At 73.9% G+C, this 23,864-nt stretch carries 23 protein-coding genes; 15 read left to right on the top strand and 8 right to left on the bottom strand.

Annotated features, from left to right (window positions below; translation table 11 throughout):
- Positions 1-28: 28 nt before the first annotated feature.
- The 3 genes from BLW85_RS18085 to BLW85_RS18075 all read left to right on the top strand — a co-directional run bounded on the left by BLW85_RS18085 (position 29) and on the right by BLW85_RS18075 (position 2,782).
- The gene (locus BLW85_RS18085; protein ID WP_070023917.1) at positions 29-766 is read left to right on the top strand and encodes an enoyl-CoA hydratase family protein; all 738 of its coding nucleotides are present in this window, start codon (positions 29-31) and stop codon (positions 764-766) included.
- A gap of 4 nt (positions 767-770) precedes the next feature.
- Positions 771-1,373, top strand: coding sequence for a TetR/AcrR family transcriptional regulator (locus tag BLW85_RS18080; protein WP_070023915.1), 603 nt, complete (start codon positions 771-773; stop codon positions 1,371-1,373).
- A gap of 377 nt (positions 1,374-1,750) precedes the next feature.
- A complete protein-coding gene (locus tag BLW85_RS18075) occupies positions 1,751-2,782 on the top strand; it encodes an isopenicillin N synthase family dioxygenase (protein WP_070023913.1) in 1,032 nt (343 codons plus the stop codon).
- A 56-nt stretch (positions 2,783-2,838) separates the two neighbouring features.
- Here BLW85_RS18075 and BLW85_RS18070 read toward each other — a convergent pair whose 3' ends face one another.
- Positions 2,839-3,939, bottom strand: coding sequence for a citrate synthase 2 (locus tag BLW85_RS18070; protein WP_177329891.1), 1,101 nt, complete (start codon positions 3,937-3,939; stop codon positions 2,839-2,841).
- A gap of 121 nt (positions 3,940-4,060) precedes the next feature.
- Between BLW85_RS18070 and pdxH the strand changes: the two genes are divergently transcribed.
- The 3 genes from pdxH to BLW85_RS18055 all read left to right on the top strand — a co-directional run bounded on the left by pdxH (position 4,061) and on the right by BLW85_RS18055 (position 6,991).
- Positions 4,061-4,747: a pyridoxamine 5'-phosphate oxidase gene (pdxH, locus tag BLW85_RS18065; protein WP_074992595.1), complete on the top strand. Its 687-nt coding sequence runs from the start codon at positions 4,061-4,063 to the stop codon at positions 4,745-4,747.
- Positions 4,748-5,035: 288 nt separating this feature from the next.
- Complete coding sequence (locus BLW85_RS18060; protein WP_070023909.1) at positions 5,036-5,491, top strand: GNAT family N-acetyltransferase; 456 nt, start codon at positions 5,036-5,038, stop codon at positions 5,489-5,491.
- 114 nt (positions 5,492-5,605) lie between these two features.
- On the top strand, positions 5,606-6,991 hold the full coding sequence (locus BLW85_RS18055; RefSeq protein ID WP_074996116.1) for a PAS domain-containing protein: 1,386 nt from the start codon (positions 5,606-5,608) through the stop codon (positions 6,989-6,991).
- Positions 6,992-7,019: 28 nt separating this feature from the next.
- On the opposite strand, the gene BLW85_RS18050 is transcribed toward BLW85_RS18055, so the two are convergent.
- The gene (locus BLW85_RS18050) at positions 7,020-7,775 is read right to left on the bottom strand and encodes an SIS domain-containing protein (RefSeq protein WP_070023907.1); all 756 of its coding nucleotides are present in this window, start codon (positions 7,773-7,775) and stop codon (positions 7,020-7,022) included.
- Between the two features lie 314 nt (positions 7,776-8,089).
- On the opposite strand from BLW85_RS18050, the gene BLW85_RS18045 reads away from it, so the two are divergent.
- Positions 8,090-8,782 carry an iron-dependent transcriptional repressor DtxR gene (locus BLW85_RS18045; RefSeq protein WP_070023905.1) on the top strand — a complete coding sequence of 231 codons (693 nt, stop codon included), beginning with the start codon at positions 8,090-8,092 and terminating at the stop codon, positions 8,780-8,782.
- A gap of 282 nt (positions 8,783-9,064) precedes the next feature.
- The gene (locus tag BLW85_RS18040; protein WP_074992594.1) at positions 9,065-9,946 is read left to right on the top strand and encodes an alpha/beta fold hydrolase; all 882 of its coding nucleotides are present in this window, start codon (positions 9,065-9,067) and stop codon (positions 9,944-9,946) included.
- Here the strand turns inward: BLW85_RS18040 and BLW85_RS18035 are convergent, their stop codons facing one another.
- From BLW85_RS18035 to BLW85_RS18025, 3 genes are all read right to left on the bottom strand, one after another.
- A complete protein-coding gene (locus BLW85_RS18035) occupies positions 9,947-11,524 on the bottom strand; it encodes a transporter (RefSeq protein ID WP_074992593.1) in 1,578 nt (525 codons plus the stop codon).
- Positions 11,521-12,297: an ABC transporter ATP-binding protein gene (locus BLW85_RS18030; protein WP_070023897.1), complete on the bottom strand. Its 777-nt coding sequence runs from the start codon at positions 12,295-12,297 to the stop codon at positions 11,521-11,523. The genes BLW85_RS18035 and BLW85_RS18030 overlap by 4 nt, the downstream gene beginning before the upstream one ends.
- A gap of 67 nt (positions 12,298-12,364) precedes the next feature.
- On the bottom strand, positions 12,365-13,030 hold the full coding sequence (locus tag BLW85_RS18025) for a bifunctional DNA primase/polymerase (RefSeq protein ID WP_070023895.1): 666 nt from the start codon (positions 13,028-13,030) through the stop codon (positions 12,365-12,367).
- Between the two features lie 257 nt (positions 13,031-13,287).
- On the opposite strand from BLW85_RS18025, the gene BLW85_RS18020 reads away from it, so the two are divergent.
- A complete protein-coding gene (locus tag BLW85_RS18020; RefSeq protein ID WP_070023893.1) occupies positions 13,288-14,673 on the top strand; it encodes an NsdA family TPR-like regulatory protein in 1,386 nt (461 codons plus the stop codon).
- A gap of 201 nt (positions 14,674-14,874) precedes the next feature.
- Entirely contained in the window at positions 14,875-16,389 is a 1,515-nt protein-coding gene (locus tag BLW85_RS18015) for a hypothetical protein (RefSeq protein ID WP_074992592.1), read from the top strand.
- Between the two features lie 24 nt (positions 16,390-16,413).
- Here the strand turns inward: BLW85_RS18015 and BLW85_RS18010 are convergent, their stop codons facing one another.
- Positions 16,414-17,745, bottom strand: coding sequence for an ABC transporter substrate-binding protein (locus BLW85_RS18010; RefSeq protein ID WP_167381415.1), 1,332 nt, complete (start codon positions 17,743-17,745; stop codon positions 16,414-16,416).
- 117 nt (positions 17,746-17,862) lie between these two features.
- Between BLW85_RS18010 and BLW85_RS18005 the strand changes: the two genes are divergently transcribed.
- Positions 17,863-18,363, top strand: a complete 501-nt coding sequence (locus BLW85_RS18005) for an SCO4402 family protein (RefSeq protein WP_071828476.1) — start codon at positions 17,863-17,865, stop codon at positions 18,361-18,363.
- A 46-nt stretch (positions 18,364-18,409) separates the two neighbouring features.
- Positions 18,410-19,288 (top strand): formyltetrahydrofolate deformylase, encoded by an 879-nt coding sequence (gene purU / locus BLW85_RS18000; protein ID WP_074992591.1) that lies wholly within the window; start codon positions 18,410-18,412, stop codon positions 19,286-19,288.
- A 23-nt stretch (positions 19,289-19,311) separates the two neighbouring features.
- Here the strand turns inward: purU and BLW85_RS17995 are convergent, their stop codons facing one another.
- Positions 19,312-19,827 carry an EF-hand domain-containing protein gene (locus BLW85_RS17995; RefSeq protein ID WP_074992590.1) on the bottom strand — a complete coding sequence of 172 codons (516 nt, stop codon included), beginning with the start codon at positions 19,825-19,827 and terminating at the stop codon, positions 19,312-19,314.
- A 187-nt stretch (positions 19,828-20,014) separates the two neighbouring features.
- The gene (locus tag BLW85_RS17990; RefSeq protein WP_074992589.1) at positions 20,015-20,389 is read right to left on the bottom strand and encodes an STAS domain-containing protein; all 375 of its coding nucleotides are present in this window, start codon (positions 20,387-20,389) and stop codon (positions 20,015-20,017) included.
- Between the two features lie 342 nt (positions 20,390-20,731).
- On the opposite strand from BLW85_RS17990, the gene BLW85_RS17985 reads away from it, so the two are divergent.
- The 3 genes from BLW85_RS17985 to BLW85_RS17970 all read left to right on the top strand — a co-directional run bounded on the left by BLW85_RS17985 (position 20,732) and on the right by BLW85_RS17970 (position 23,711).
- A complete protein-coding gene (locus tag BLW85_RS17985) occupies positions 20,732-21,319 on the top strand; it encodes a sigma-70 family RNA polymerase sigma factor (RefSeq protein ID WP_070023882.1) in 588 nt (195 codons plus the stop codon).
- A 56-nt stretch (positions 21,320-21,375) separates the two neighbouring features.
- Complete coding sequence (locus tag BLW85_RS17980; RefSeq protein WP_074996114.1) at positions 21,376-22,560, top strand: maleylpyruvate isomerase mycothiol-dependent enzyme family protein; 1,185 nt, start codon at positions 21,376-21,378, stop codon at positions 22,558-22,560.
- Positions 22,561-23,237: 677 nt separating this feature from the next.
- Complete coding sequence (locus tag BLW85_RS17970; protein ID WP_070023881.1) at positions 23,238-23,711, top strand: ATP-binding protein; 474 nt, start codon at positions 23,238-23,240, stop codon at positions 23,709-23,711.
- Positions 23,712-23,864: the final 153 nt, after the last annotated feature.

Raw genomic sequence — 23,864 nt, 5'->3', positions numbered from 1 at the left:
TCCCGCGTCGACAGCTCAGGGAGCAGGCATGACCGTACCGATCGGACGCGCGCGGACCCGCGGCGTCGAGACCCTCAGCCTGGACGCCGCCGACCGGCGCAACGCGCTGTCCGCGAGCCTCGTCGCCGCGCTCGCCGACGCGCTGGCCGACTGCGGCGAGGACCCGGGCGTACGGGCCGTCGTCCTCACCCACACCGGCAACACCTTCTCGGCCGGCGCCGACCTGCGCGAGCCACCGCCGCCGCGGGCGCTGGTCGGGCTGCTGCGGCAACTGGTCGAACTGCCCAAACCGGTGGTCGCCCGGGTCACCGGACACGTCCGGGCGGGCGGCCTCGGACTGCTGGCCGCCTGCGACATGGCCATCGCCTCCCGCGCCGCCACCTTCGCCTTCACCGAGGTCCGCATCGGCGTGGCCCCGGCGGTGATCTCGCTGCCCCTGTTGCCGCGCGCCGACCCGCGCGCCCTCGCCCGCCACTACCTCACCGGGGAGCGCTTCGGGTCCGACGAGGCGGTGCGCACCGGGCTGCTCACCGCCGCGGCGGACGACGTGGACGAGGCCCTGGCCCCCATCCTGGACGGGCTGCGCCGCTCCGCGCCCGAGGCCCTGGCGGAGACGAAACGGCTGCTCACGGCTAGGGTGCTGGAGACGTTCGACCGGGACGCGGCGGAGCTGACCGCGCTCTCGGCCCGGCTGTTCGCCTCCGGCCAGGCGCGGGAGGGGATGACGGCCTTCCTGGAGAAACGGGATCCGGCATGGGTGGTGTGACCAGATGAGGACGACGGCCGACCGCGACCGTCTGCCCAAGCAGGACCGCAGCCGGGTCACCCGGCAGCGGCTCCTGGAGGCAGCCGTCGCCTGCCTCGCCGAACACGGCTGGGCGGGCTCGACCGTCGCCGTCGTCGCCGAACGCGCCGGGGTCTCCCGGGGCGCCGCCCAGCACCACTTCCCCACCCGCGAGGACCTGTTCACCGCGGCCGTCGAGTACGTCGCCGAGGAACGCTCCAGCGCGCTGCGCGCCCTGTTCCCCGAGGGCGCGGCGGGCGACCGGCGGGCCGTCGTCAGCGCCCTGGTCGACCTCTACACCGGCCCCCTCTTCCGGGCCGCCCTCCAGCTGTGGGTGGCCGCCTCCAACGAGGAGCAACTACGCGGGCGGGTCACCGAGTTGGAGGCCCGCGTCGGCCGCGAGACGCACCGCATCGCGGTCGACCTCCTCGGTGCCGACGAGTCCCGCCCCGGCGTCCGCGAAACCGTCCAGGGCCTGCTCGACATGGCCCGCGGCCTCGGCCTCGCCAACGTCCTCACCGACGACACGGCGCGCCGGGAGCGGGTGGTGGCGCAGTGGGCGCGGCTGGTCGACGGCGCGCTCGGCTGAGGCGTGCAAGCGGCGGCACCGGCCGTTGTCGGCGGGGGCCGTCGGAGTTCACCGACGACTTCCGTGCGACGGTCGCCGGGGCGCTGGGCGGCCACCGCACGGTGCTGGTGTGGGGCAACCTCTGAGCGGTGAGCGGTGAGCGGTGAGCCAGTGAGCCGGGACACACGCGGATTCCGGTGCGCGCAGTACGCTGTGCGCATGCTTTTGATGCTCGTTCGCCGCCGCCACGTGGACTACGTGCGCGTCACGAGCACGGGCTGTCGGCGCCACCGCGCCTGACCAGCCCCGAATCCTCCTGCACCACTCCCTTGTCCGGCACGCGGGGCCGCCTACCCTGACGCGGCCGAACCGTGCCCCGTACACCCTGCGGACACACCATGACTTCGCACCACGCGACCACCGCGACGTACGACCAACTGCCCGTGATCGACCTCTCGGCCGCGGATCGCGGCCCCCGGGAGCGGGCCCTGCTGCACGACCGGCTGCACGCCGCCGCGCACGACGTCGGCTTCTTCCAGCTGGTCGGGCATGGCGTGCCGGCCGCCGAGAAGGACGCGCTGCTCACCGCCATGCGCGCCTTCTTCGCCCTCCCCGAGGCCGATCGGCTGGCCCTGGACAACGTCAACTCCCCGCACTTCCGCGGCTACACGCGCACCGGCGACGAGCGCACCGGCGGCGCCCGCGACTGGCGCGACCAGCTCGACATAGGCGCCGAACGCCCCGCCCGCGTCCCCGGTCCCGGCGAGCCGCCGTACTGGTGGCTCCAGGGCCCCAACCAGTGGCCCGCCGCGCTGCCCGAGCTGCGCACCGCGGCCCTCGCCTGGATCGACCGGCTCGGCGCGGTCGCCCGGCGGCTGCTGCACGAACTGCTGACCGCCATCGGCGCCCCGGCCGACTTCTACGACCCGGTCTTCGGCGACGGGGCCCACCCGCAGCTCAAGCTGGTCCGCTACCCCGGCAGCGCGGGCGACGGCACCGACCAGGGCGTCGGCGCGCACAAGGACTACGGCTTCCTCACCCTGCTCCTCCAGGACACCGTCGGCGGCCTCCAGGTGCAGCGCGAGGACGGCCGCTTCCACGACGTACCGCCCATCGAGGACGCGTTCGTCGTCAACCTCGGCGAGCTGCTGGAGGTCGCCACCAACGGCTACCTCCTCGCCACCAACCACCGCGTGGTCAGCCCGCCCGGAGCGACGGAGCGCTTCTCCGTGCCGTTCTTCTACAACCCCCGCCTGGACGCCAGGGTCGCCCCCCTGCCCTTCCCCCACGCGCCCGAGGCCCCCGGCGTCACCACCGACCCGACGAACCCGCTGTTCGCCGAGTACGGCTACAACGAACTCAAGGGCAAGCTGCGGGCGCATCCGCTGGTGGCCGAGCGGCACCACTCCGCCCTGCTGACCCCGGCCTGACCGGTCCCCCGAGGGGCGCGGGCGGCCACCACCGGTCCGCGCCCCGGGCGGCCCGCTCAGCGGGCGATGTCCGCGTACCCCTCGATGTCCTGCGGACGGCGCGCCCCCGGTCCCACGTACCGCGCCGAAGGCCGCACCAGGCGGCCGGTCCGCTTCTGCTCCAGGATGTGCGCCGACCACCCCGCCGTTCGGGCACAGGTGAACATCGAGGTGAACATGTGCGCCGGCACCTCGGCGAAGTCCAGCATGATCGCCGCCCAGAACTCCACGTTCGTGGCCAGCACCCGGTCGGGCCGGCGGTTGTGCAGCTCCTCCAGCGCGGCCTTCTCCAGCGCCTCCGCCACCTCGAACCGCGGCGCCCCCAGCTCCCGCGCCGTGCGCCGCAGGACGCGCGCCCGCGGGTCCTCGGCCCGGTAGACGCGGTGCCCGAAGCCCATCAGCCGCTCGCCCCGGTCCAGGGCCCGCTTGACGTAACCCGCCGCGTCCCCGGTGCGCTCGATCTCCTCGATCATCCCCAGCACCCGGGACGGCGCGCCGCCGTGCAGCGGGCCGGACATGGCGCCGACGGCGCCGGACAGGGCGGCGGCGACGTCCGCGCCGGTGGAGGCGATGACCCGGGCGGTGAAGGTGGACGCGTTCATGCCGTGCTCCGCGGCGGAGGTCCAGTACGCGTCGACCGCGGCGACGTGCCGGGGGTCCGGCTCGCCCCGCCAGCGGATCATGAACCGCTCCACGACCGTCTTCGCCTTGTCGATCTCCCGCTGCGGCACCATCGCCAGCCCCTGCCCGCGCGCGGACTGGGCGACGTAGGACAGCGCCATGACCGCGGCCCGCGCCAGATCCTCGCGCGCCTGCTCCGCGTCGATGTCGAGCAGCGGCTTCAGGCCCCACACGGGGGCGAGCATGGCCAGCGCCGACTGGACGTCCACGCGGATGTCGCCGGAGTGCACCGGGATGGGGAACGGCTCGGCGGGCGGCAGGCCGGGGTTGAAGGCGCCGTCGACCAGCAGCCCCCACACGTTGCCGAAGGAGACGTGGCCGACCAGGTCCTCGATGTCGACGCCCCGGTAGCGCAGGGCGCCGCCCTCCTTGTCCGGCTCGGCGATCTCCGTCTCGAACGCTACGACTCCTTCGAGCCCGGGTACGAACTCGGACATCAGCGGCTCCTCGTGATGGGTCGGGCGCGGCTCGGAACCAGCACGATAACCCCGCGTGCCACGCTTGGGGAGACTTGACGACACTCAGTGCCACGGTCGGGAGATACGGCAAGATGACCGCGTGACCGACCGCGAACCACTCCTGGATCCCGTCCTCGATCCCGCCGCCATGCGCAAGCAGTACCGGGCCGAAGGACTCACCGAACAGGACCTCGCCACCCACCCCATGGACCAGTTCGCACGCTGGTTCGAGGACGCGGCCCGAGCGGCCCTGCACGGCACGCTCTACGAGCCCAACGCCATGGTCGTCTCCACCGCGGACGCCGAGGGGCGCCCCAGCTCACGCACGGTCCTGATGAAGAGGTTCGACACCGAGGGCTTCGTCTTCTACACCAACTACGACTCCCGCAAGGGCCGCGATCTGACGGCGAACCCGCGCGTCTCGCTGCTCTTCCCCTGGCATCCGCTGGCCCGGCAGGTCATCGTCGCCGGCCCGGTCCGGCGCACCGGGCGAGAGGAGACCACCGCGTACTTCCGCAGCCGCCCGCACGGCTCCCAGCTGGGCGCCTGGGCCAGCGCCCAGTCCTCGGTGATCGCCTCGCGCGCCGAACTGGACGCGGCCTACGCGGAGTTGGCGGCGCGCTACCCCGAGGGCGAACAGGTCCCGGTGCCACCGCACTGGGGCGGCTTCCGGATCATCCCGGAGACGGTCGAGTTCTGGCAGGGCCGGGAGAACCGGCTCCACGACCGGCTGCGCTACACCGCCCGCCCGGACGGCACCTGGGGGGTCGACCGCCTCAGCCCCTGAGGGGCCGGGAGACGCAGACGACCCGCGGGCTGGGTTCCTCCGGGGAGGAGCCGGCCGGACGTACCGGCAGCCCGCGGGTCGGGTGACTGCTTGGGATTGGGCCGGCTGCACGCGTCGTTCACGTGCTGGTCCGGCACCGCACAGAGTGTGGTGACGAGCCGCTAGCCCGCAGCCACCTCACGCGTCCGGTTCTCATACATCTGCCGAACCACCTCCCTTCTCGTGTGCTCCACACCTTAGGAACCGTCCGCCCCGGACTCAACCGCTTTTTTTCGGTAGCGTCCGCGCATGGATCTTCGGATGGCGCCGGTCGAGGACGACGGCATGCTGGAGCAGTGGCGGCACGTGCACAACGTGGTGGTACCGCCCGCCGCGATGTCCCTGGCGGACGCCCGCGGGCGGCGGGCGCGCAACCGGCTGGCCAACGCCTACCTGGGCAGCGAGCTGGTGGGCTGTTCGACCGTGCGGCCCCCGGTGGGGGCGGAGCGGGTCGCCACCGTGATCGCCCGGGTGCTGCCGGAGTTCCGGGGGCGTGGGTTCGGCACGGCGGTCTACGCGGAGGCGCTGGAGCACGCGCGGGCGCTCGGGGCGGTGGCCGTCGAGACCTGCGTGCTGGCGGCGAACACGGACGGGCTGCGGTTCGCCCGGCTGCGCGGCTTCGCCGAGACCGACCGGTACACGCTGGACGGGGACCCGGCGGTCTGGGTCGACCTGCGGCTTCGGGCCGCGGAAGCGGGGAATTGATTCCCTCCATCTTGAGGGAACAGGATGTGGGCTGCGTCACGTTCGAGTTGAATGAGGGGCAGTGAGCGGAACAGGCGTCTTCACGTGCGCCGATGCGGCGTCCAGGGGGTCCAGGTGAGTGCTTCCCGGCGGAGTGGGGCCACCGATGAGCTGGGGCCGGACGAGCCCGGCGAGTCGGGCGAGCCCGGTGGGTCCGATCTGCTTGCCGCGCTGCTCGACGGCATGGACGCGGCCCTGTGCGCCTTCGACGCGGAGGGCGTCGTCACCCACTGGAACCGCGAGGCCGAGCGGATCCTCGGCTGGAGCGCCGCCGAGGCCGTCGGCCGGCACGGCTTCGCCGGATGGGCCGTGCGCAGCGCCGACGCGCAGGAGGTGCAGGCCCGGCTGCTGTCGGCGATGCGGGCCCCCGGGCGGCAGGTGCACGAGTTCGCGCTGCTGACCAAGGACGGCGGGCGGGTCCTGGTGCGCACCCAGTCCGCCGCCGTACGGGGCCCCGACGGGGAGCCCGCCGGGGTGTACTGCGCCTTCAGCGAGGTGCACGCGCAGATCGACCTGGAGCGGTCGATCGCGCTCAGCGAGGCCCTGTTCGAGGACGCCGAGTGGGGCGTGGTGCTGGTCGACGCCGATCTGCGGCCGGCCGTGGTCAACGCGCACGCCGCGCGGGCCCTGGGCATCGGGCGCACCTCCGCGCTCGGGCGGCCGCTGGGCGAGCTGTTCGCGCAGGGGGTGGAGGAGCTGGAGGCCGCGCTCACCCATGTCCTCGCCGAGGGCGCGCCGCCCGCGCCCGCCGAGATGTGGGTGACCCTGCGCACCGCGAAGGGCGGGGAGGAGCGGCGGCGGTGCTGGCGCAACGCCTTCCTGCCGCTGACCTCGCCGCTCGCCGAGGAGCCGGTGCCGCTCGGGGTGGGCTGGCTCTTCCGGGACATCACCGAGGCCAAGCGGGGCGAGCAGGAGGCGGCGCTGCTGCGGTTCCGCACCAACCAGCTGCACCGCGCGGGCCGTGCCGCCGCCGAGTGCGAGGACCCGCTGGAGGCGGCCACCGTCCACCTCGACTTCGCCCTCGCCGGGTTCGCCGACCACGCGCTGATCGACCGGGTGGCGCCGACCGCCGGCGCCGGCGGGGCGGTCCGGCTGGTCCGGCTCGCCGCCACGCCCGCCGGGGCGCCGGGGCCCTGTGTGCTCACCGGGGCCGCCGGGCTGCCCGTGCGCTACGAGCCGGGGCATCCGGCGCTGAGCTGCGTGGAGCGCACCGGGTGCGTGCGGGCGGAGGCCGGGTCGGTGCCGGCCGAGCTGGCCCGGGAGTGGGCGCTGCGCCGGCAGTGGCCCGGCGACGCGGTGCACGCGCTGTGCGCGGTGCTGCGCAGCCGGGGCCGCACCCTGGGGGTCGTGACCTTCTTGCGCGGCGCCGCCCGTACCCCCTTCGAGCGCTCCGACGCGGCCTACGCCGAGGACGTGGCGCTGCGGATAGCGGCGGCGCTGGACCTGGCGGGGGAGCGGTAGGCGCGGGCCGCGCGGCCGGCGCCGGCGGTCAGCGGCGGTAGAAGATCCGGTCGCCGTACCGGTCCATCACCCGGTTGTTCCAGTCGTGGCCGCCGTCCACGTTGCCGGAGCGCAGCAGCGGCGGCTCGATGCCGCGGTCGGCGAGGAGGGCGGCGGTGGTGGCCATGACGGCCTGCATCAGGGCCGTGGTGACCACGGTGGAGGCGGGGGCGAAGGGGGCCGGGATGGTGTCGAGGGTGAGTTCCGCGTCGCCGACCGCGATCTTGGAGTCGAGGACCAGGTCGCAGTGGTCCTTCAGGAAGGTGCCGGAGGAGTGCCGGGACGTCGTCTGCGCCGCGTAGGCGACCGAGGTCACGGCGATCACCTTGACGCCGAGGGCGCGGGCGCGCTGGGCCATCTCCACGGGCAGGGCGTTGCGGCCCGACAGGGAGATGATCACGAGGGCGTCGCCCGCGCGGAGCGGGGAGGTGTCGAGGACGGCGCTCGCGAGGCCGTCGACGCGCTCCAGGGCGGAGCCGAGGGTGGCGGGGGTGACGTCCACGCCCACGACGCCGGGCACGGCGAGCAGGTTCATCAGCGCGAGGCCGCCGGCCCGGTAGACGACGTCCTGGGCCGCGAGCGAGGAGTGGCCGGCGCCGAAGGCGAACAGGCGGCCGCCGTCCGCGACGGTGTCGGCGAGCAGCGCGGCGGCGGCCCCGATCGCCCCGGCCTCCTCCTCGCGGAGCCGTTGCAGGAGGTTGATGGCGGCGTCGAAGAACAGGTCGGCAGGCGTGCCGTCGCTCATGCGGTGCCCCTTCGCAGCGTCTGTGTCGCGGATCACCGTGCGGTCTGGACCAGTGCGGTGTCAATACGGCGACGCGGTTCGCCGCGTGCGGTCGCGGCGCCGCGGGCCGGACGGCGCTCGCGGGGCGGTGCCGGTCCGCGAACGACCGGGTGCGGGCCCGGCCGCCCGCGGCGCGCCCGCACCCGGTCGTTCGCCCGCCCGCCCGAACCCGCCCGTTGTCCCCGCTGCCGCCCGCTTGTCAGTGGGATCCGGCAGAATTGGTGCCAGGGCCAGCGCACGCGCCGGGTGCCGGCAGAGGTAATCGAGGGGCACGTATGTCCGGACTGATCGACACCACGGAGATGTATCTCCGCACCATCCTCGAACTGGAGGAGGAAGGCGTCGTCCCCATGCGCGCCCGCATCGCGGAGCGGCTGGACCAGAGCGGGCCGACGGTGAGCCAGACGGTGGCGCGGATGGAGCGTGACGGCCTGGTCTCCGTGGCCAGCGACCGCCATCTGGAGCTGACCGACGAGGGCCGCAGGCTGGCCACGCGTGTGATGCGCAAGCACCGGCTGGCCGAGTGCCTGCTGGTCGATGTGATCGGCCTGGAGTGGGAGCAGGTGCACGCGGAGGCCTGCCGCTGGGAGCACGTGATGAGCGAGGCCGTGGAGCGCCGCGTCATGGAGCTGCTGCGGCACCCGACCGAGTCGCCGTACGGCAACCCGATCCCGGGCCTGGAGGAGCTGGGCGAGAAGGACGGCGCCGACCCGTTCCTGGACGAGAGCATGGTCTCGCTGGCCGACCTGGACGCGGGCACGGACGGCAAGACTGTCGTCGTGCGCCGCATCGGCGAGCCCATCCAGATGGACGCCCAGCTGATGTACACGCTGCGGCGGGCCGGGGTGCAGCCCGGCTCGGTGGTGAGCGTGACCGAGTCGGCCGGTGGCGTGCTGGTGGGCAGCGGCGGCGAGGCCGCCGAGCTGGAGGCGGACATCGCCTCCCATGTGTTCGTCGCCAAGCGCTGAGAAGGGAAGGGCCCCGGCGCCTGACGGCGCCGGGGCCTGTCCTCCCCATTGCTGACCCGGAGCCCCGAGCTCTCAGGGTCAGTCCCCCTCGGACCGTTTTTCCCCGAGCGGTCCGCCTCCCGCCTGAAAGATCCCCTCGGTGGCGGCGATCATGCCTCACGGCATGTCACTCGAAGGAGGGGTGTTGTCCGCAGGGGCAGCATTTTCGAATACTTATTCGATAGTCTGCGTGATCACACGGGGGAATCGGACACCGCGGGCGAAGCTGGGGGTGCCAGGCCCATGGCACGGCGTATCGATGTGACGGGAGCGGGCGGCGTGCGCCTGGCGGCGTGGGAGTACGCCGACCCGCCCAAGGAGACCGAACCCCTGCGGGCGGCTCCCGGCGTGCTCTTCCTGCACGGACTCACCGGCCGCGCCTCCCACTGGGCCGCCGCCGCCCGCCGGCTCGCCGGGCGGTACCGCACCGTGGCCCTCGACCAGCGCGGCCACGGCCACAGCGAGAAGCCCCCGCAGGCCGCCGCCCACAGCCGGGCCGCCCACGTGGAGGACGCGGCGGCCGCCATCGAGCAGCTCGGCCTCGGCCCCACCCTCGTCGTCGGGCACGGCATGGGCGCCCTGACCGCCTGGCAGCTGGCCGCCGAACGCCCCGAGCTGGTGCGCGGCCTGGTCAGCTGTGACATGCGGGCCGCCGCGCTCGGTGCGGCCTCGCAGCGCGAGTGGGCGCAGTGGCTGCGGTCCTGGCCCGTCCCCTTCGCCACCCTGGCCGACGTCCGCCGGTGGTTCGGCGAGGACGACCCCCGGGTGGAGCGCCCCGACCCGGCCCGCGGGGCGTTCTACGCCGAGGTGATGCGGGAGGGCGAGGACGGCTGGCGGCCGGTCTTCGAACCCGAGCAGATGCTCCGCTCCCGGGAGACCTGGGTGTACGACGCCCACTGGGACGACCTGGCCCTGGTCCACTGCCCCGCGCTGATCCTGCGCGGGCTCGACGGCGAGCTGGGCCGGGCCGAGGCCCAGGAGATGGTCCGCGTGCTGCCCCAGGGCGCGTACGCCGAGATACCCGACGCGGGCCACTACGCCCACTACGCCCACCCGGAGGCATGGCACTCGGCGGTCGAGCCCTTCCTGGACCGGATCACGGGCGACCGGGCGGCCGGCGGCTGATCACCCCTTGCCGACCGCGGTCAGGATCTCCGGCAGCCGGGCCGCGGTGCGCGGGGCGGCCAGCCGCAGCCCGAGCAGGGCGAGCCCGGCGCCGTACACCGCGCCGGCCGGCAGCAGCAGCCAGGACAGCCCGCCGCCGCCCAGCCACAGCACGAGCGCGATGACGGGGGAGCAGAGCACGGCGGAGCAGGCCATGCCGCCGAAGATCGCGATCCAGGCGATGCCCGCCTGCCCGGGGGCGACGTTGCGGTGGCCCTCCTGCGGGATGGAGTACGGGAACCGCGCCGAGGCGTACGCCCCGGTCGCCAGCATCGCCCCGAGCAGCGCGAGGGACAGCCCCAGCACCCGCGGCAGCATGGCCCAGGCGTCCATCAGGGCGACGGTCAGCACGGTGACGAGGGTGGCGTGCGGCAGCGTGATCAGCAGCAGGGCGAGGGCCCGGCCGCGCAGCTCCTCGTACGCGTCCCGGGGCGAGCGGATGGTCTGGGCGACCATCCAGAAGGCCGAGGTGTCCTGCCCGAACTGGTTGTTCATCTGGAGGCCCAGCATCCCGGCGGCGAAGCACGCGAAGTAGACCGAGCCGGTGTGCTGGATCGCGTAGAAGACCGGGAGGAGCAGCCCGACCGCCAGCGAGGTCACCCAGGCGGCCTTGGTCTTCGGATCGCGCCAGATGTAGCGCAGGGTGCGCTCCATGACCGCGCCGGTGCGCCCGCCGGGCAGCAGCCGCGCGAGCCCCCGGCCGCGGTGCCGTGCGGCGCGGGCGTCGTCGGCGGCCTGGAGCGTGGAACCGTCCGGCGCGGTCATCAGCTTGGTCAGGCTCCGCGCCCACACCGCGACCAGCACCACCAACCCGGCCGCCGTGACCGCCAGTTGGGCGGCCGCGACGCCGTACGACCCCTCGCTCGCCGTGCGCACCGCCGCCACCGCCGACGCGGGCGGCACCCAGGACAGCACGTCCGCGACCGGCCGCAGCCGCCCCAGACCGCCCGAACCGAGGCTGCGGGCACCGAAGTTGACCAGCTGGGTGCCGATGGCGATCACCAGGCCGCTGAGCACGGCCAGATCGCGGCCCCTCCTGCTGGTGAGCAGCCGCACGTTGGCGACGGCCACGGTCCGGGCCAGCGCCACGCACACCAGCAGCGCGAGGACGAGGGCGAGGACCGCGACGGCCCACCCCGCCGCGCCCCGCGCCGGCACCAGCACGCACCCGGCCAGCAGCAGCACGCTGACCAGCGGGCCGATGCCGACCAGGGAGGCCACGAGCAGCGAGCGCACCAGCGGACCGGGCCGCAGCGGCAGCATCACCAGCCGCGTCGGGTCCAGCGTCTCGTCGCCGGTCGGGAAGAACAGCGGCAGGAACGCCCAGCCCAGCGCCAGCACCCCGGTGCCGACCACGGAGACCGTGTACCCGTGCGGCTGGCCGCGCAGCACGATCATGCCCAGCAGCTGCGCCAGGGCGAACAGCAGCGCGAAGACGGTGGAGGTGATGAACGCGTCGCGCCGGCCCTTCGACTGCCGCAGCCCGCCCCGCAGCAGGGACAGCTTGAGGCGTACGACGGTGGTGGTGAGGTCGGTCATCGGCCCGCCCCGCCGCCCAGCCAGTCCAGCTCGGACCCGGCGTCCCGGCCGTTCGCCCCGACCAGCTCCAGGAACGCGTCCTGGAGCCGGGGGTGCGCGCCGCGCACCTCGGCGAGCGGGCCGGTGGCGCGGATGCGGCCGGCCGCCATGACCGCGACCCAGTCGCACAGCGACTCGACCAGCTCCATCACGTGGGAGGAGAAGACGACGGTGGCACCGGAGGCCGTGTACCGCTCCAGGACGCCCCGGATGGTCTGCGCGGACACCGGGTCGACGCCCTCGAACGGCTCGTCCAGGAACAGCACTTCGGGATTGTGCAGCAGGGCCGCCGCGAGGCCGATCTTCTTGCGCATGCCGGTCGAGTAGTCGACCACCAGCTTGTGCTGGGAGCCGGCCAGGTCGAGCACGTCCAGCAGCTGGGTGGCCCGCTTGTCCACCTCGGCGCCCGGGAGCCCGCGCAACCTGCCGGTGTAGCCGAGCAGTTCGCGCCCCGACAGCCGCTCGAACAGCCGCAGCCCCTCGGGCAGCACCCCGATCCGCGCCTTCACCGCCACCGGGTCGCGCCACACGTCGTGCCCGACGACCTCCACGGTGCCCTCGTCGGGCCGCAGCAGCCCGGTCACCATGGACAGCGTCGTGGTCTTGCCGGCCCCGTTCGGCCCGACCAGCCCGATGAACTTCCCCGCCGGCAGCTCCAGATCGATCCCCCCGACAGCCACCTGCTGCCCGAACCGCTTCCAGAGCCCCCGTATGCAAACCGCCGCATTGGTCATGCCTGAAGGTTAGGCACGCCCGCGGGCCGGGGGAGCGGCCCGGTGGAAGACGCGTGCGGGCCGTGGGTCAGCGGTCCCGGCCGCAGGCGTACGCCAGCGCCGAGATCAGCTCCTCCGCGTCCGGCAGCCACCGGTTGGCCGGGGTCGGCCGCCGCGCCCACTGCACCGCGCCTCGCGCCCCGACCCGCGTCGGCGGCGCGGCCAGGTACGCTCCCTCGCCCAGCGTCACCAGGTCCAGCGACGCCGGCGCCCACCCCAGCTTGCGCACCAGTTCCGGCACCTTCAGCGAGCCGCCCGGCAGTACGAAGAACTGCATCCGCCGGTCGGGGGAGAGGGCGACCGGACCCAGCGTGAGCGCCATCCGCTCCATCCGGGCCAGCGCCAGGAAGCCCGCGCTCTCCGGCACGGACAGCGCGTCGAAGGTGCGGCCCGTCGGCAGCAGCACGGAGGCCGTCGGCTGCTTCTGCCACAGCCGGCGCACGACGGTCGCGCTGCCGGTCGCCTGGGTCGCCCAGTCGGGGCGCGCGGGGTGCGCACCCGGCGCAGGGCAGGAGGCGTCGCCGCACGAGCACCGCGGCATGCCGGCGACGGGCTCCAGCCAGGTGCCCGGGAACACGTCCCAGTGCCGCTCCTCCGCGTACCGCACGGCGGCTTCCTGCGGTGATTCCCCGCGCTGCTGCGGAATCTGCCCGGCAATCTGACTGTCTTCGGCGGCCGCGATCGTCTCTTCCACGCTCCACTCAACTCCCGCGTCCACCTGGAGTTACGGCCCCTGCCCCGGCGGGGGAGGAGCACCGCTTCCCCGGCCGGGCGCATGGGTGCATCCGCGGGGGCGCGTGGTAGGGGGCAGGGCGTGAGTTGGGTAGCCAGGGGTGGGGTTGGCATCAGCCGGTACCCGGCAAACCGCACATGTCACGCATTGACGGTATGTCAGCTGGGCAGTGATCTTTCCGAAATGGTCACGCTCCAGGGGTTCGCAGGGGGTAGCACATGGCCGCAAGGCCTCTCGTGGCGAGGCAGCCGAACGAACGGTTGCAGGCACTCATCCAGGAAGCGGGGTGCTCCAACGCCGGGCTGGCCCGGCGGGTCAACATGTGCGGCGCCGAGCACGGCCTCGACCTGCGCTACGACAAGACGTCCGTCGCCCGCTGGCTGCGCGGCCAGCAGCCCCGGGGCCGCGCCCCGGCGATCATCGCGGAGGCACTCGGCCGCAAGCTCGGCCGCACGGTCACGATCGACGAGATCGGCATGGCCAACGGCAAGAACCTCGCCTCGGGGGTCGGCCTCCAGTTCTCGCCGACGGTGCTGGGCGCCATCGAGCAGGTCTGCGAGCTGTGGCGCAGCGACGTGGGACGCCGGGACTTCCTCTCCGGGTCCTCCGTCGCCGCCTCCGCGTTGGTCGAGCCCAGCCGCGACTGGCTGATCTCCGCGCCGGACGCCCAGGTGGCCCGGCAGGCGGGCCCGCGCGTGGGCCAGGCCGACGTGGCCGCCGTGCGGTCCATGACACAGGCGCTGACCGACCTGGACCACCAGTTCGGCAGCGGACATGTGCGCCCGGTCCTGGTGCACTACCTCAACAGCGTGGTCTCCGGACTGCTCGCCGGCTCCTACCGGGAGTCGACCGGACGCGAACTCTTCGCCGCCGTCGCCCGGTTGACCGAGCTGGCCGGATACATGGCCGTGGACACCGGTCAACCCGGCCTGGCCCAGCGGTACTACATCCAGTCGCTGCGGCTCGCGCAGGCCGCCGGGGACCGCGGGTACGGCGGTTACGTGCTCGCCGCGTCCATGAGCCACCTCGCCGCGCAGCTCGGCAACCCGCGGGAGATCGCCCAGTTGGCGCGGGCCGCGCAGGAGGGGGCGCGCGGGCAGGTGACGCCGCGCGTGGAGGCGATGTTCCACGCGGCCGAGGCCCGCGGGCACGCCCTGCTCGGTGACGCGCGCGCCGCGGACGCCGCCACCGGGCGGGCCATCGCGTCGATGGAGCGGTGCGACGCCGGCTCCGGGGACGACCCGGTGTGGATCCGGCACTTCGACGAGGCCTACCTGGCCGACGAGTTGGCGCACTGCCACCGCGATCTCGGGCAGGCCGAGCAGGCCGCGCGCTGTGCCGAGCAGTCGCTGGCCGGACACCCCGAGTCCCGGGCCCGCAGGCGCGCGATCGGCTATGTGCTGCTCGCCACCGCCCAGGTGCAGCAGCGGGAGGTCGAACAGGCCTGCGCCACCGGCATGAAGGCGGTGGAACTGCTGGAGACGCTGCGCTCCAACCGGGGCGCGGAGTACCTGGACGACCTCCAGCAGCGGCTCGAACCCTTCCGGGACGAGGCGGTGGTGAGGGAGTTCGGGGCGCGCCTCGAACTCCAGCAGGCCGCGTGAACACCGGCCCCGCGCCCGGGTGAACGTGTGGCGAACGCCACCCGGGAGTACGACCGGGGTCATATACAGCGTCGCGCGGGACGGTTCCGTTACTGCCGTGGCAGAAGGGGAGGAAGCGGACTGAGCGGCGTGGCACCCGGCTCCGGGGACCCGGTAGCGTGAGCCGACGATTCACAAGGTCCCCCATTGGTAGGAGTCCCGGTGACGCAGAGTGGACAGGGCGAGGAGCTCTCGGCGCAGCCCGCGCACGAAGGCATCGTGCTGCCCTCCGACGGAGGAGAGCCCCTGCTTCCGGGCACGCACGCCACGCCCGCCGGCGGCCAGGCCTGGGGCGGATCCTGGGGGCCCGGGCAGCAGGCGCCCCAGGCGGGACAGCCGGGCCAGGGCTGGCCCCCGGCGGCCGCCCAGCAGTGGACCGACCACGGCGCCCCGGCGCAGCAGCCCCCGGCCGGCGCCGGACCGCTGCCCCCGGAGGGCGCGCCGGCCCCGTCGTACGGCGGCGGGCAGCCGGGGTACGGCGCCCCGGACCCGTACCACCAGCAGCACCAGCCCCAGCAGCCGCAGTACCCGGCGCCCGGCCAGGCCGCGGCGCCGCTGCCGCCCGCCGCGCAGGGCGGCCACCAGGCCCCCGGCGCCCTGCCCCCGATGGCCGACGGCGCCACCCAGTACCTGCCGCCGGTGCCCGCGGCCCCCGCCGACGAGGGCGCCACGCAGTACATACCGCCGGTGACCGGGGGCGCGCTGCCGCCCCAGTCGGCCGGCGAGGAGACCCGCTACCTGGGCCTGACGGACAAGCGGCCGTCGCCGGACGCCGAGGCCACCCAGTACATCCCGCCGTACCAGGAGCAGGGCCGGGCGCCGGGCCAGGCACCGGGCCAGGGCCAGGGCGGGGACCGGCAGCCGCCCGCCGAGTTCGACAACCTCTTCCGCAACGGCCCGGCCGGCGGGGACGGCCCGGCCGGGGCCACCGCGCAGCTGCCGCGGGTCGAGCAGCCGGACGCCTACCCGCCGCCCTACGCCTCGCCCCAGACGGCGTACTCCGCCCGGCCCGGGCGCGAGGACGGACAGGACGAGCGGCCGCGGCGCAAGCCGTCGAAGGTGCCGCTGATCGCGGCCGTCGGCGTCGGCATCGTCGTGGTCGGCGTGGGCGCGGGCGCGCTGCTCAGCAGCGGCGGCGGCTCGGACAGCACGGACGACAACAAGACGGTCGCCGCCACCTCCGCGGCCCCGCAGAGTTCGGCGCCGGCCGTCGATCCGGCGCGGGCGCAGGCGGTCGAGCTGGACAAGCTGCTCGCCGACAGCGGCAGCAGCCGGGCCGCGGTGATCAAGTCGGTGGCCGACGTCAAGCAGTGCGCGAGCCTGGACCAGGCCGCCTCCTCGCTGCGCGGCGCGGCCGGGCAGCGCGGCCAGCTGGTCACCCGGCTCGGCAAGCTCAGCGTGGACAAGCTGCCGGACAACGCCGCCCTGACGGACGCCCTCACCAAGGCCTGGCAGGCGTCGGCGTCGGCCGACAACCACTACGCGGCCTGGGCCGACCAGGTCAAGGGCGGCGGCAAGCGGACCTGCCACAAGGGCCACGCCAAGGTCACCGACGAGGCGCAGGCCGGCAACCGCGCGAGCGGCACCGCCAGCCAGCAGAAGACCAAGGCGGCGGCGCTGTGGAACGCCATCGCCCAGAAGTACGGCCTGACCCAGCGCCAGCCGACCCAGCTCTGAGCCGGCCGGGCACGCGGGCGTGCGTCAGCGCACGTCCGCGTTCTCCAGGGTGCCGGTCATGTCCGTGGTGCCGTCGATCCCGCCGACGCTCTTGCCGGCCGCGACCAGCTCGCCGCCGCGCACCACCTGGAGGGTGACGTCGGCGTTGACCATCCGCGGGAAGCCGACCGAGGCCAGCTTGCCCTCGTAGGGCCAGTTCAGGGTGGGGGTGAGCCCCCCGGTGGAGACCCGCAGACCGCCGTCCAGGGTCTTGCGCACGGAGTCGGCGCTCACCTCGCCGCCGCCGATCTTGTCCAGGACGGCCTTGAACACGGTGTAGGCGATCCAGGTGGTCTGCACCCCGGCGTCCCCGGGATCGATGCGGTTGTCGTCGAAGGCCTCCTCGCTGATCACCCGCTTCATCGGCTTCCAGCGCGGGTCGGAGGCAGGCGGGTACCAGCCGGTGACGTACGCCCCCTCGTACGGCCCCGACGCCCCGCCGGTGGAGTTGATCATCGTCTGGTCGACGCTGCCCAGCACGGTGCCCAGGCGCACCGCCGGGAAGTCCTCGCGGACCCGGCGGAAGGAGTCCATGAAGGTGTCCGTGCGGTCCCCGAGCGCGGGCACCACACAGCCCTTGCGCGGCGTGTCGCCGCTCGCGAACCGCAGCGCCCGGCCGGACTGGTCGTCGTACCCGGTGAGGTCCTCGGCGACCAGCTGGTCGCCCGCCTCGGGATGGCCGGCCGCCTTCAGCCCCGAGTCGAGCATGGCGGGCAGCTGGTCGCCGGCGATGCTGTCCGGCCGGACCAGGGCGACCCGGCCGCAGCTCGTGCCGAGCGCCCGGCCGAGACCGGCGAGCAGGGCGGGCTGCCCGCCGTTGACCGGGTACGACATCGGGCCGGTGAACTCGTCGTCGGTGACGCCGTAGCCGCCGATGTAGGGGATGCCGGCGCTCTCCAGCGGGGCGAGGAAGGAGTCGCCGAACTGGCTGTAGGAGCCGACGACCGCGACCACGTTCTCGGCCGCCGCGCGCCGGGCGCACTTGGCGGCGGCCACGCTGTCGTTGTGGTCGTTGCAGGTCAGGACCTCCAGCTTGCGGCCGTTCAGGCCGCCGTGGGAGTTGATCCACCTGGCGTAGGCGAGGGCCATCGCGGGCATGCCCGGCTTGTTGGTGGCGCCGGTGTCCTGCGGTGCCCAGGTCATGACCTTGACGGTGTCCCCGGCGTCGCCCGTGACCGAGGGCAGCACCCCGCAGCCGGCGGTGAGCGACGCGCACAGGGCCATCGCGCCCAGGGACAGGGCGGCGGCCCTGCCGGGGCGGGAGGACGGGGTGGTGGGGGAGGGGGACGTGCTGGTGGTGCGGGGCCTGCCGGTCATGGACCCGCACGATTCCCTCACACCGCTAACCCGGGAGTGATCCACGGTCGACGGAAGGTGACGCCGGGGTGAATTACAGGGGCCGCTGAAACTCCGGGCGCGAGGAACGTACGATCGGTGACCGTGCAAGGTTCGGAGAACTCTTCCCGTCGCGGCCGTCGCTCCTCCACCATGGGCGGCATGCCCCTGAACGACATGCCGTGGTGGCGCTGGCGCACACATGTGCGTTCCGCACTGCACATGCTCTCCGACCCCGTCTTCCAGCGGGACGTCTGGCTGGCCGGCGTGGACGGCTACGGCGACGTCACCGACGCCGTGTACCGGCTGGTGGAGGACACCTGGCTGGACAACTGGTCCGCGGAGAAGTACGTCGGCACCATCTTCCGGGACTCGCAGGAGGCGGCGCTCGTCGACACCGCCGTGCTGCGGGTGCTGCGGATCATGCACCAGGTCGGCCCGGACGCCCCGGTCGCCGCCTACCTCGACCACCAGGGCTGGCCGGAGGCGGTGCGCGCGGCGCGGGACGCCCACATACGGCTCGCGGCGAGCGACGGCGAGGATCCGGACGCTCCGCCGAAGAGCCTCGAAGTGCTGCGGATCATGACCAGGTCCGCTTAGCGGACGTCGGCCCGCGGCCGGGGGGCGGTGTGGGATTCTTTGGTGCATGAATGAGCAGCCCGCGCCCGTCGCCCCGGCCGACCAGTACGTCCTCACCCTGTCCTGCCCGGACAAGCAGGGCATCGTGCACGCGGTGTCCAGCTATCTGTTCATGACCGGTTGCAACATCGAGGACAGCCAGCAGTTCGGGGACCACGACACGGGCCTGTTCTTCATGCGCGTCCACTTCACGGCCGAGGCGCCGGTCACCGTGGACAAGCTGCGCGCGAGCTTCGCCGCGGTCGGCGACTCCTTCCACATGGACTGGCAGATCCACCGGGCCGACGCGAAGATGCGCGTGCTGCTGATGGTGAGCAAGTTCGGGCACTGCCTGAACGACCTGCTGTTCCGGGCGCGCAGCGGCGCGCTGCCGGTGGAGATCGTCGGCGTGGTCTCCAACCACACCGAGTTCGAGGAGCTGGTCGGCTCCTACAACATCCCCTTCCACCACATTCCGGTCACCAAGGACACCAAGGCCGAGGGCGAGACGAAGCTGCTCGACATCGTCCGCGACGAGCGGGTCGAGCTGGTGGTCCTCGCCCGGTACATGCAGGTCCTCTCGGACGACCTGTGCAAGCGGCTCAGCGGCCGGATCATCAACATCCACCACTCCTTCCTGCCGAGCTTCAAGGGCGCCAAGCCGTACCACCAGGCGCACGCCCGCGGCGTCAAGCTGATCGGTGCCACCGCGCACTACGTGACGGCGGACCTCGACGAGGGGCCGATCATCGAGCAGGAGGTCGAGCGCGTCCGCCACGACGTCACCCCGGACCAGCTGGTGGCCATCGGCCGGGACGTGGAGTGCCAGGCGCTGGCCCGCGCGGTGAAGTGGCACGCGGAGCGCAGGATCCTGCTGAACGGGCGGCGCACGGTCGTCTTCGCCTGAGCGTTAAGGCCGCCCGCCCCGGCTCACTGCTCGGCGATGGTGAAGTAGCGCGCGAACGCGGGTACGACGTCCCGCTCGCCGATCCCCCCGTCCCCGTCCGCGTCCAGCGCGGCGGCGACGGGACCGGCGATCTCCTCCGGCACCTGGCACACCCGCAGCACGCGCACGGCCTCCGCGACCGTGACCCGGCCGTCCCCGTCGGCGTCCGCGACGGCCAGGGCCGCGTGCAGGAAGGGACGGGCGATCTCGGCGAACCGCTCGGGGTTGTCGCGCAGCCGCTTGACCGCGCCGCTGACGAACTCCTGCCGGGTGATGCGCTGGTCGCCGTCACGGTCCGCGATCCCGGCCATGCCCTGCCAGAACGCCTCGGCGCCGGCGTACAGCGCCTGACCCTTCACGGAGCGGGCGGGCACGGCGAACTCGGCCAGCAGCGCCTTGGCCACCGCGTTGAAGTCCTCGCGGGCGATGAAGCCGTTGCCGTCCTGGTCGAAGGTGGCGAACCGGGCTGCGATCCGGCGCTCGTACTCGGTGCTGACCATGTCGTTCGGGCCGCCTTACGTGTGCGTGGGGGGTGATCCACGGAGCGTACGACGTGGGTGACGGCAAGGTGACGGAAAACCGATGGTTATGCCAAGTCCGGGGGAATTCGGCGCCAAGAGTGTGGTCTTGTCGCAAAATCCGGCGCGTGAGCGGATTCACGGGCCCACACGGGTTCGGGTTCGGGGGTCACGCGGAAAGGGGCCCCGCCTCCTCCGTCGTGGCGGAGTCGAGGTCCGGGTGGACGTCGAAGAGGCGGCGCACGCCGAGCGCGCCGAGGACGCGGTTGACGTGCGAGCCGTCTTCGGCGCCCCGGTCGGGCAGGATCAGCCGCAGCCGGCCCTGACAGGAGCGGATCAGCCGGCGGGCGGCGACCAGCACGCCGACCCCGCTGGAGTCGCAGAAGAAGACGTCGGAGAGGTCCACGACGAGGCTGTGGTGGCCGTCGGCCACCACGTCGTGCACCCGTTGGCGCAGCACCGGCGACGTCATGAGGTCCAGCTCGCCGCGCACGTGGAGCACGGCCCATTCGCCTGCTTCGACGCCGGTCACATTGAATGCCACGGCCCAGCCCCTCCGCTCGCCGGTTCTCCCGGAACAGCCCGGAAACGGAAGCAGTTCCTACGTTTCATTCCGCGCGGCTGCCCAGCCGCGTTTCCCTGAAACTCAATGCGGTAAACAGCACACGATCACTTAGGGGCTTGTTCCGGTCACTACCGATCTACTTTGATCAAATATGCAGGAGTCGCGTGTGAAGGAAATGTGAAGGGGGCACTATCACCTGCGGCGCGCCGGGGGGCGCACTTTGGCACAAAGAAGCATGCGTCGTGCATCGTGCCGACTACATTCGGGACGACGGCCGCACAGGTCCGGCAGGCCGGACGACGGGCGAGGGGAGGGGACCCCATGGCCACGAAGGACGCACCACCGCGCTGGGACCGGAAGATGCAGCAGCGGCTCGCCCGGGGCGAGGCGGCCGCGCTGGGCGAGGTCTACGACCGGTTCGCCTCCCTGGTGCACAGCCTGGCCCACCGCGTCCTCGGCGACGACAAGGCCGCCGACGGCGTCACCCGCGAGGTCTTCGCGCACATCTGGGAGCACCCCGAGACCTACGACCCCCGGCAGAGCCCGCTGCGCACCTGGATCGCGGACGTCACCCACCGGCTCGCCGTCCAGCGGCTGCGGGACCGCGAGGAGGGACGCCGGCAGGAGGCCGACCGGGACCCCGGCGAGCCGCCGGCGCACGAGGAGCTGGAACACAAGGTGCGCCACGCCTCCGTGGCCGCCCGCGCCGACTACATCGTCCACTCCATGCCCCTGCCGCTGCGCCGCGCCCTCGAACTGGCCTACTTCCAGCGCCGCGACTACCGCCAGACGGCGGCCGACCTCGGCGTCACCGAGGACGAGGCCCGCCGCCGGCTCCGCCTCGGCCTCCAGCTCCTCGCCACGGCCCACGACACGGGCACCCCTCCGGGCCACGGCGGTGCGGTGTGAGCGGCGCGGAGGACTACCGGGCGGACCTCGGCGAGCCGCACGAGCGGCGGATACCGATGCCCCGCACCGCCGTCGAGGACGGCGGGTGCGCGCCCACCGGACGCCCCGGCCCCGGCGAGGTGCCGCCGCCGGACCTGCCGCACGACGTGCTGAAGTCGCTGCTCGGCGCGTGGGCGCTGGCCGCCTGCTCGACGGCGGAGACCGCGGCCGTGGAGCACCACCTGGGCGACTGCGGCGGCTGCGCCGACGAGGCCCGCCGGCTGCGCGAGGCCGTCGGTCTGCTGCACCAGCCCGAGACCCTCGACCTGGACCCGGCGCTGCGCACCCGCGTCCTGCGCTCCTGCCTGGACCGCCGCCCGCCGCGCATCCCGGTGCCGGAGTGGGCGGCGCCGTACGACGCGGAGACCGCCCGCCTGGACGCGCTGCTCCAGGACTTCGGGGACGCGGAGTGGCACGCTCCGGTGCGGCTGCGCTGGTTCGAGGACGACACCCAGGCGGGCCGTCGTACGACCGTCGCCGGGGTGATCGCGCACCTGCTGTCGGTGGACGGACTGATCGCGGCGGCGCTCGGCCTGGAGGACCCGCTGGCGGACCTCGCGAGCCCGGCGGGCCCGGCCGCGCGCACGGAGGCGTTCTGGCGCGCCGCCCCCTGCCCGCCGACCCGCGCGGTGCGGGAGCCCTGGCGGGAGCAGAGCCACGGCCTCGTGCGGACGGTCTCCTTCACCGGCGGCAGCGCGGGCGGACTCACCGTGTCCTACGGCGACTTCGAACTCCCGTTGCACGACGCGATGCTGGAGCGCGCCTTCGGCTGCTGGGTGCACGCGGAGGACATCGCGGTCGCGGTGGACTACCCGTACCGGCCCCCGGCCCCGCGCCATCTGCACAAGATGATCGACCTGGCCGCCCGCCTGCTGCCGGGCGCCCTCGCCGAACGCCGCCGGGCCGGCCTGTCCGCCCCGCCCGGCGGCGCCCGCCACCTGGTCCCCGCCGGCGCCCCGGGCCGCAGCCTGCGCCTGGAGATCGAGGGTGCCGCGGGCGGCGAGTGGCTGATCCCCCTCGACTCCCCGGCCGCGGCGGGCTCCGCCGACCACGAGGTCGCCCATGTCGCCCTGGACGGCGTCGAGTTCTGCCACCTGGCCGCCGGCCACCTCTCTCCCGAGGAAGCCGCCGCCGGCCAGCTGGGCGACCGCGAGGCGATCAGGGACGTGCTCTTCGCGACGGCGTCGCTGAGCCGGATGTGAGCGGGGCGGTCCCACCGCTCCCCGGTCCGCCTCCACGCAAGCACGGTCCGTGCCACGCGCGGTCCCGGCACGGCGACGGGGGCACGGAGAGTGAGGAGTCGCCCGCGGCCGCCCCGCTCCCGTGACCGGCCCGGCGCCCGCCCGGAGCGGCCACGCGACCAAAGCATTGGCCCAAGATGTCGCGGATCGTGGCGCCCCGAAATCACAGAGCGTTGATATCGGGTTGTGTCCTGGACGGGGGCTCGTCACGGCCCGCAGTCGGCTGGTGCTCCGGTACCTTGTGTGGGATGCGAGTGGCAGCGAGCGCGGGCGGTGCCGGCGGTGCCCCTGGGGCGGCGCCGGGAAACGCGGTGCGCGCCGCTTCTCGCGGGGCGGACCGGGCCGCGGCCCCCGCCTGTTCGACTCCCCGGCGTGAGCGTCGCACAGTATGCCCTACGCGTACTCCTTCGCGAGGGAATATGCCCGAAGCGCTTGTTGGGGTGACTGTACGTCAACCATGCTGTGCTGCAAGGAAATCACGTTCCGTGACCCTTGCTCGGGCTGTTGTCCAGGCCATGCAGAAAATGGCTACGATCGTGGCCCTCGTGATCGTCGTCACGGCTGACGCCGGGACGGTTCGATGGCGCGGGGCCGTGGTATCGCCGGTTCGGATGGTGTGAGCGGTGCAGGTGCTTCAAGTGCAGCTGGAGATCCGGCCCGACCCCGCGGAAGTGGGGCGCGCCAGGAAGTGGGCCCGGTCGCGGCTCGACGGGCTGGGCATAGCGGCCGACGAGCCGCTGGCCGAGACCCTCGTCCTGCTCGTGTCCGAGCTGGTCACCAACGCCGTGGTGCACACCGGCCGTCCGGCGGTGCTGCGGCTGTCGCTGCCGGGCGCGCGCACCGTCGCCGCCCCCTCGCCGACCGTGCGGGTGGAGGTCACCGACACGTGCTCGCGCGCCCCCGTGCCGCGCTGCGTCGGCCAGGACGCCACCGGTGGCCGGGGCCTCGCCCTCGTGGACTGCCTCGCCGACCGCTGGGGCTGGAGCCGTGAGGGCGCCGGCAAGAGCATCTGGTGCGAGGTGGACCGCTGCGGGCAGAGCGACGGGAGCGCCGCGGTGGCGTACGGCGGCGGGCCGACCGGCTACGAGGACTTCGCCTTCGAAGCGGTGTGACCCCGCCGGCCGCGCGGATGCGCCGGCCTTGAGGCGGTGCCGGGGTGCCTCGCCGGACGGCGGTGTGCGCGTGCGGCGAGGGACGGCCGGAGCGCCGCCGGGCCGGGACGCGTCGGAAGGCCGCGACCGGTGCCGTCGGCGATCCCGTCGTCC

The organism is Streptomyces misionensis (assembly GCF_900104815.1).
Lineage (GTDB): Bacteria > Actinomycetota > Actinomycetes > Streptomycetales > Streptomycetaceae > Streptomyces > Streptomyces misionensis.
Note: the sequence above shows the minus strand (reverse complement) of the source record. Positions and strands in the feature narration are given on the sequence as shown.

Bases quoted from the DNA above. Each gene is read 5' to 3' on its own strand.
- BLW85_RS18085 (WP_070023917.1), top strand. From the start codon at position 29: ATGACCGTACCGATCGGACGCGCGCGGACCCGCGGCGTCGAGACCCTC.
- BLW85_RS18080 (WP_070023915.1), top strand. From the start codon at position 771: ATGAGGACGACGGCCGACCGCGACCGTCTGCCCAAGCAGGACCGCAGC.
- BLW85_RS18075 (WP_070023913.1), top strand. From the start codon at position 1,751: ATGACTTCGCACCACGCGACCACCGCGACGTACGACCAACTGCCCGTG.
- BLW85_RS18070 (WP_177329891.1), bottom strand. From the start codon at position 3,939: ATGTCCGAGTTCGTACCCGGGCTCGAAGGAGTCGTAGCGTTCGAGACG.
- BLW85_RS18060 (WP_070023909.1), top strand. From the start codon at position 5,036: ATGGATCTTCGGATGGCGCCGGTCGAGGACGACGGCATGCTGGAGCAG.
- BLW85_RS18050 (WP_070023907.1), bottom strand. From the start codon at position 7,775: ATGAGCGACGGCACGCCTGCCGACCTGTTCTTCGACGCCGCCATCAAC.
- BLW85_RS18045 (WP_070023905.1), top strand. From the start codon at position 8,090: ATGTCCGGACTGATCGACACCACGGAGATGTATCTCCGCACCATCCTC.
- BLW85_RS18040 (WP_074992594.1), top strand. From the start codon at position 9,065: ATGGCACGGCGTATCGATGTGACGGGAGCGGGCGGCGTGCGCCTGGCG.
- BLW85_RS18035 (WP_074992593.1), bottom strand. From the start codon at position 11,524: ATGACCGACCTCACCACCACCGTCGTACGCCTCAAGCTGTCCCTGCTG.
- BLW85_RS18030 (WP_070023897.1), bottom strand. From the start codon at position 12,297: ATGACCAATGCGGCGGTTTGCATACGGGGGCTCTGGAAGCGGTTCGGG.
- BLW85_RS18020 (WP_070023893.1), top strand. From the start codon at position 13,288: ATGGCCGCAAGGCCTCTCGTGGCGAGGCAGCCGAACGAACGGTTGCAG.
- BLW85_RS18010 (WP_167381415.1), bottom strand. From the start codon at position 17,745: ATGACCGGCAGGCCCCGCACCACCAGCACGTCCCCCTCCCCCACCACC.
- purU (WP_074992591.1), top strand. From the start codon at position 18,410: ATGAATGAGCAGCCCGCGCCCGTCGCCCCGGCCGACCAGTACGTCCTC.
- BLW85_RS17995 (WP_074992590.1), bottom strand. From the start codon at position 19,827: ATGGTCAGCACCGAGTACGAGCGCCGGATCGCAGCCCGGTTCGCCACC.
- BLW85_RS17985 (WP_070023882.1), top strand. From the start codon at position 20,732: ATGGCCACGAAGGACGCACCACCGCGCTGGGACCGGAAGATGCAGCAG.
- BLW85_RS17980 (WP_074996114.1), top strand. From the start codon at position 21,376: ATGCCCCGCACCGCCGTCGAGGACGGCGGGTGCGCGCCCACCGGACGC.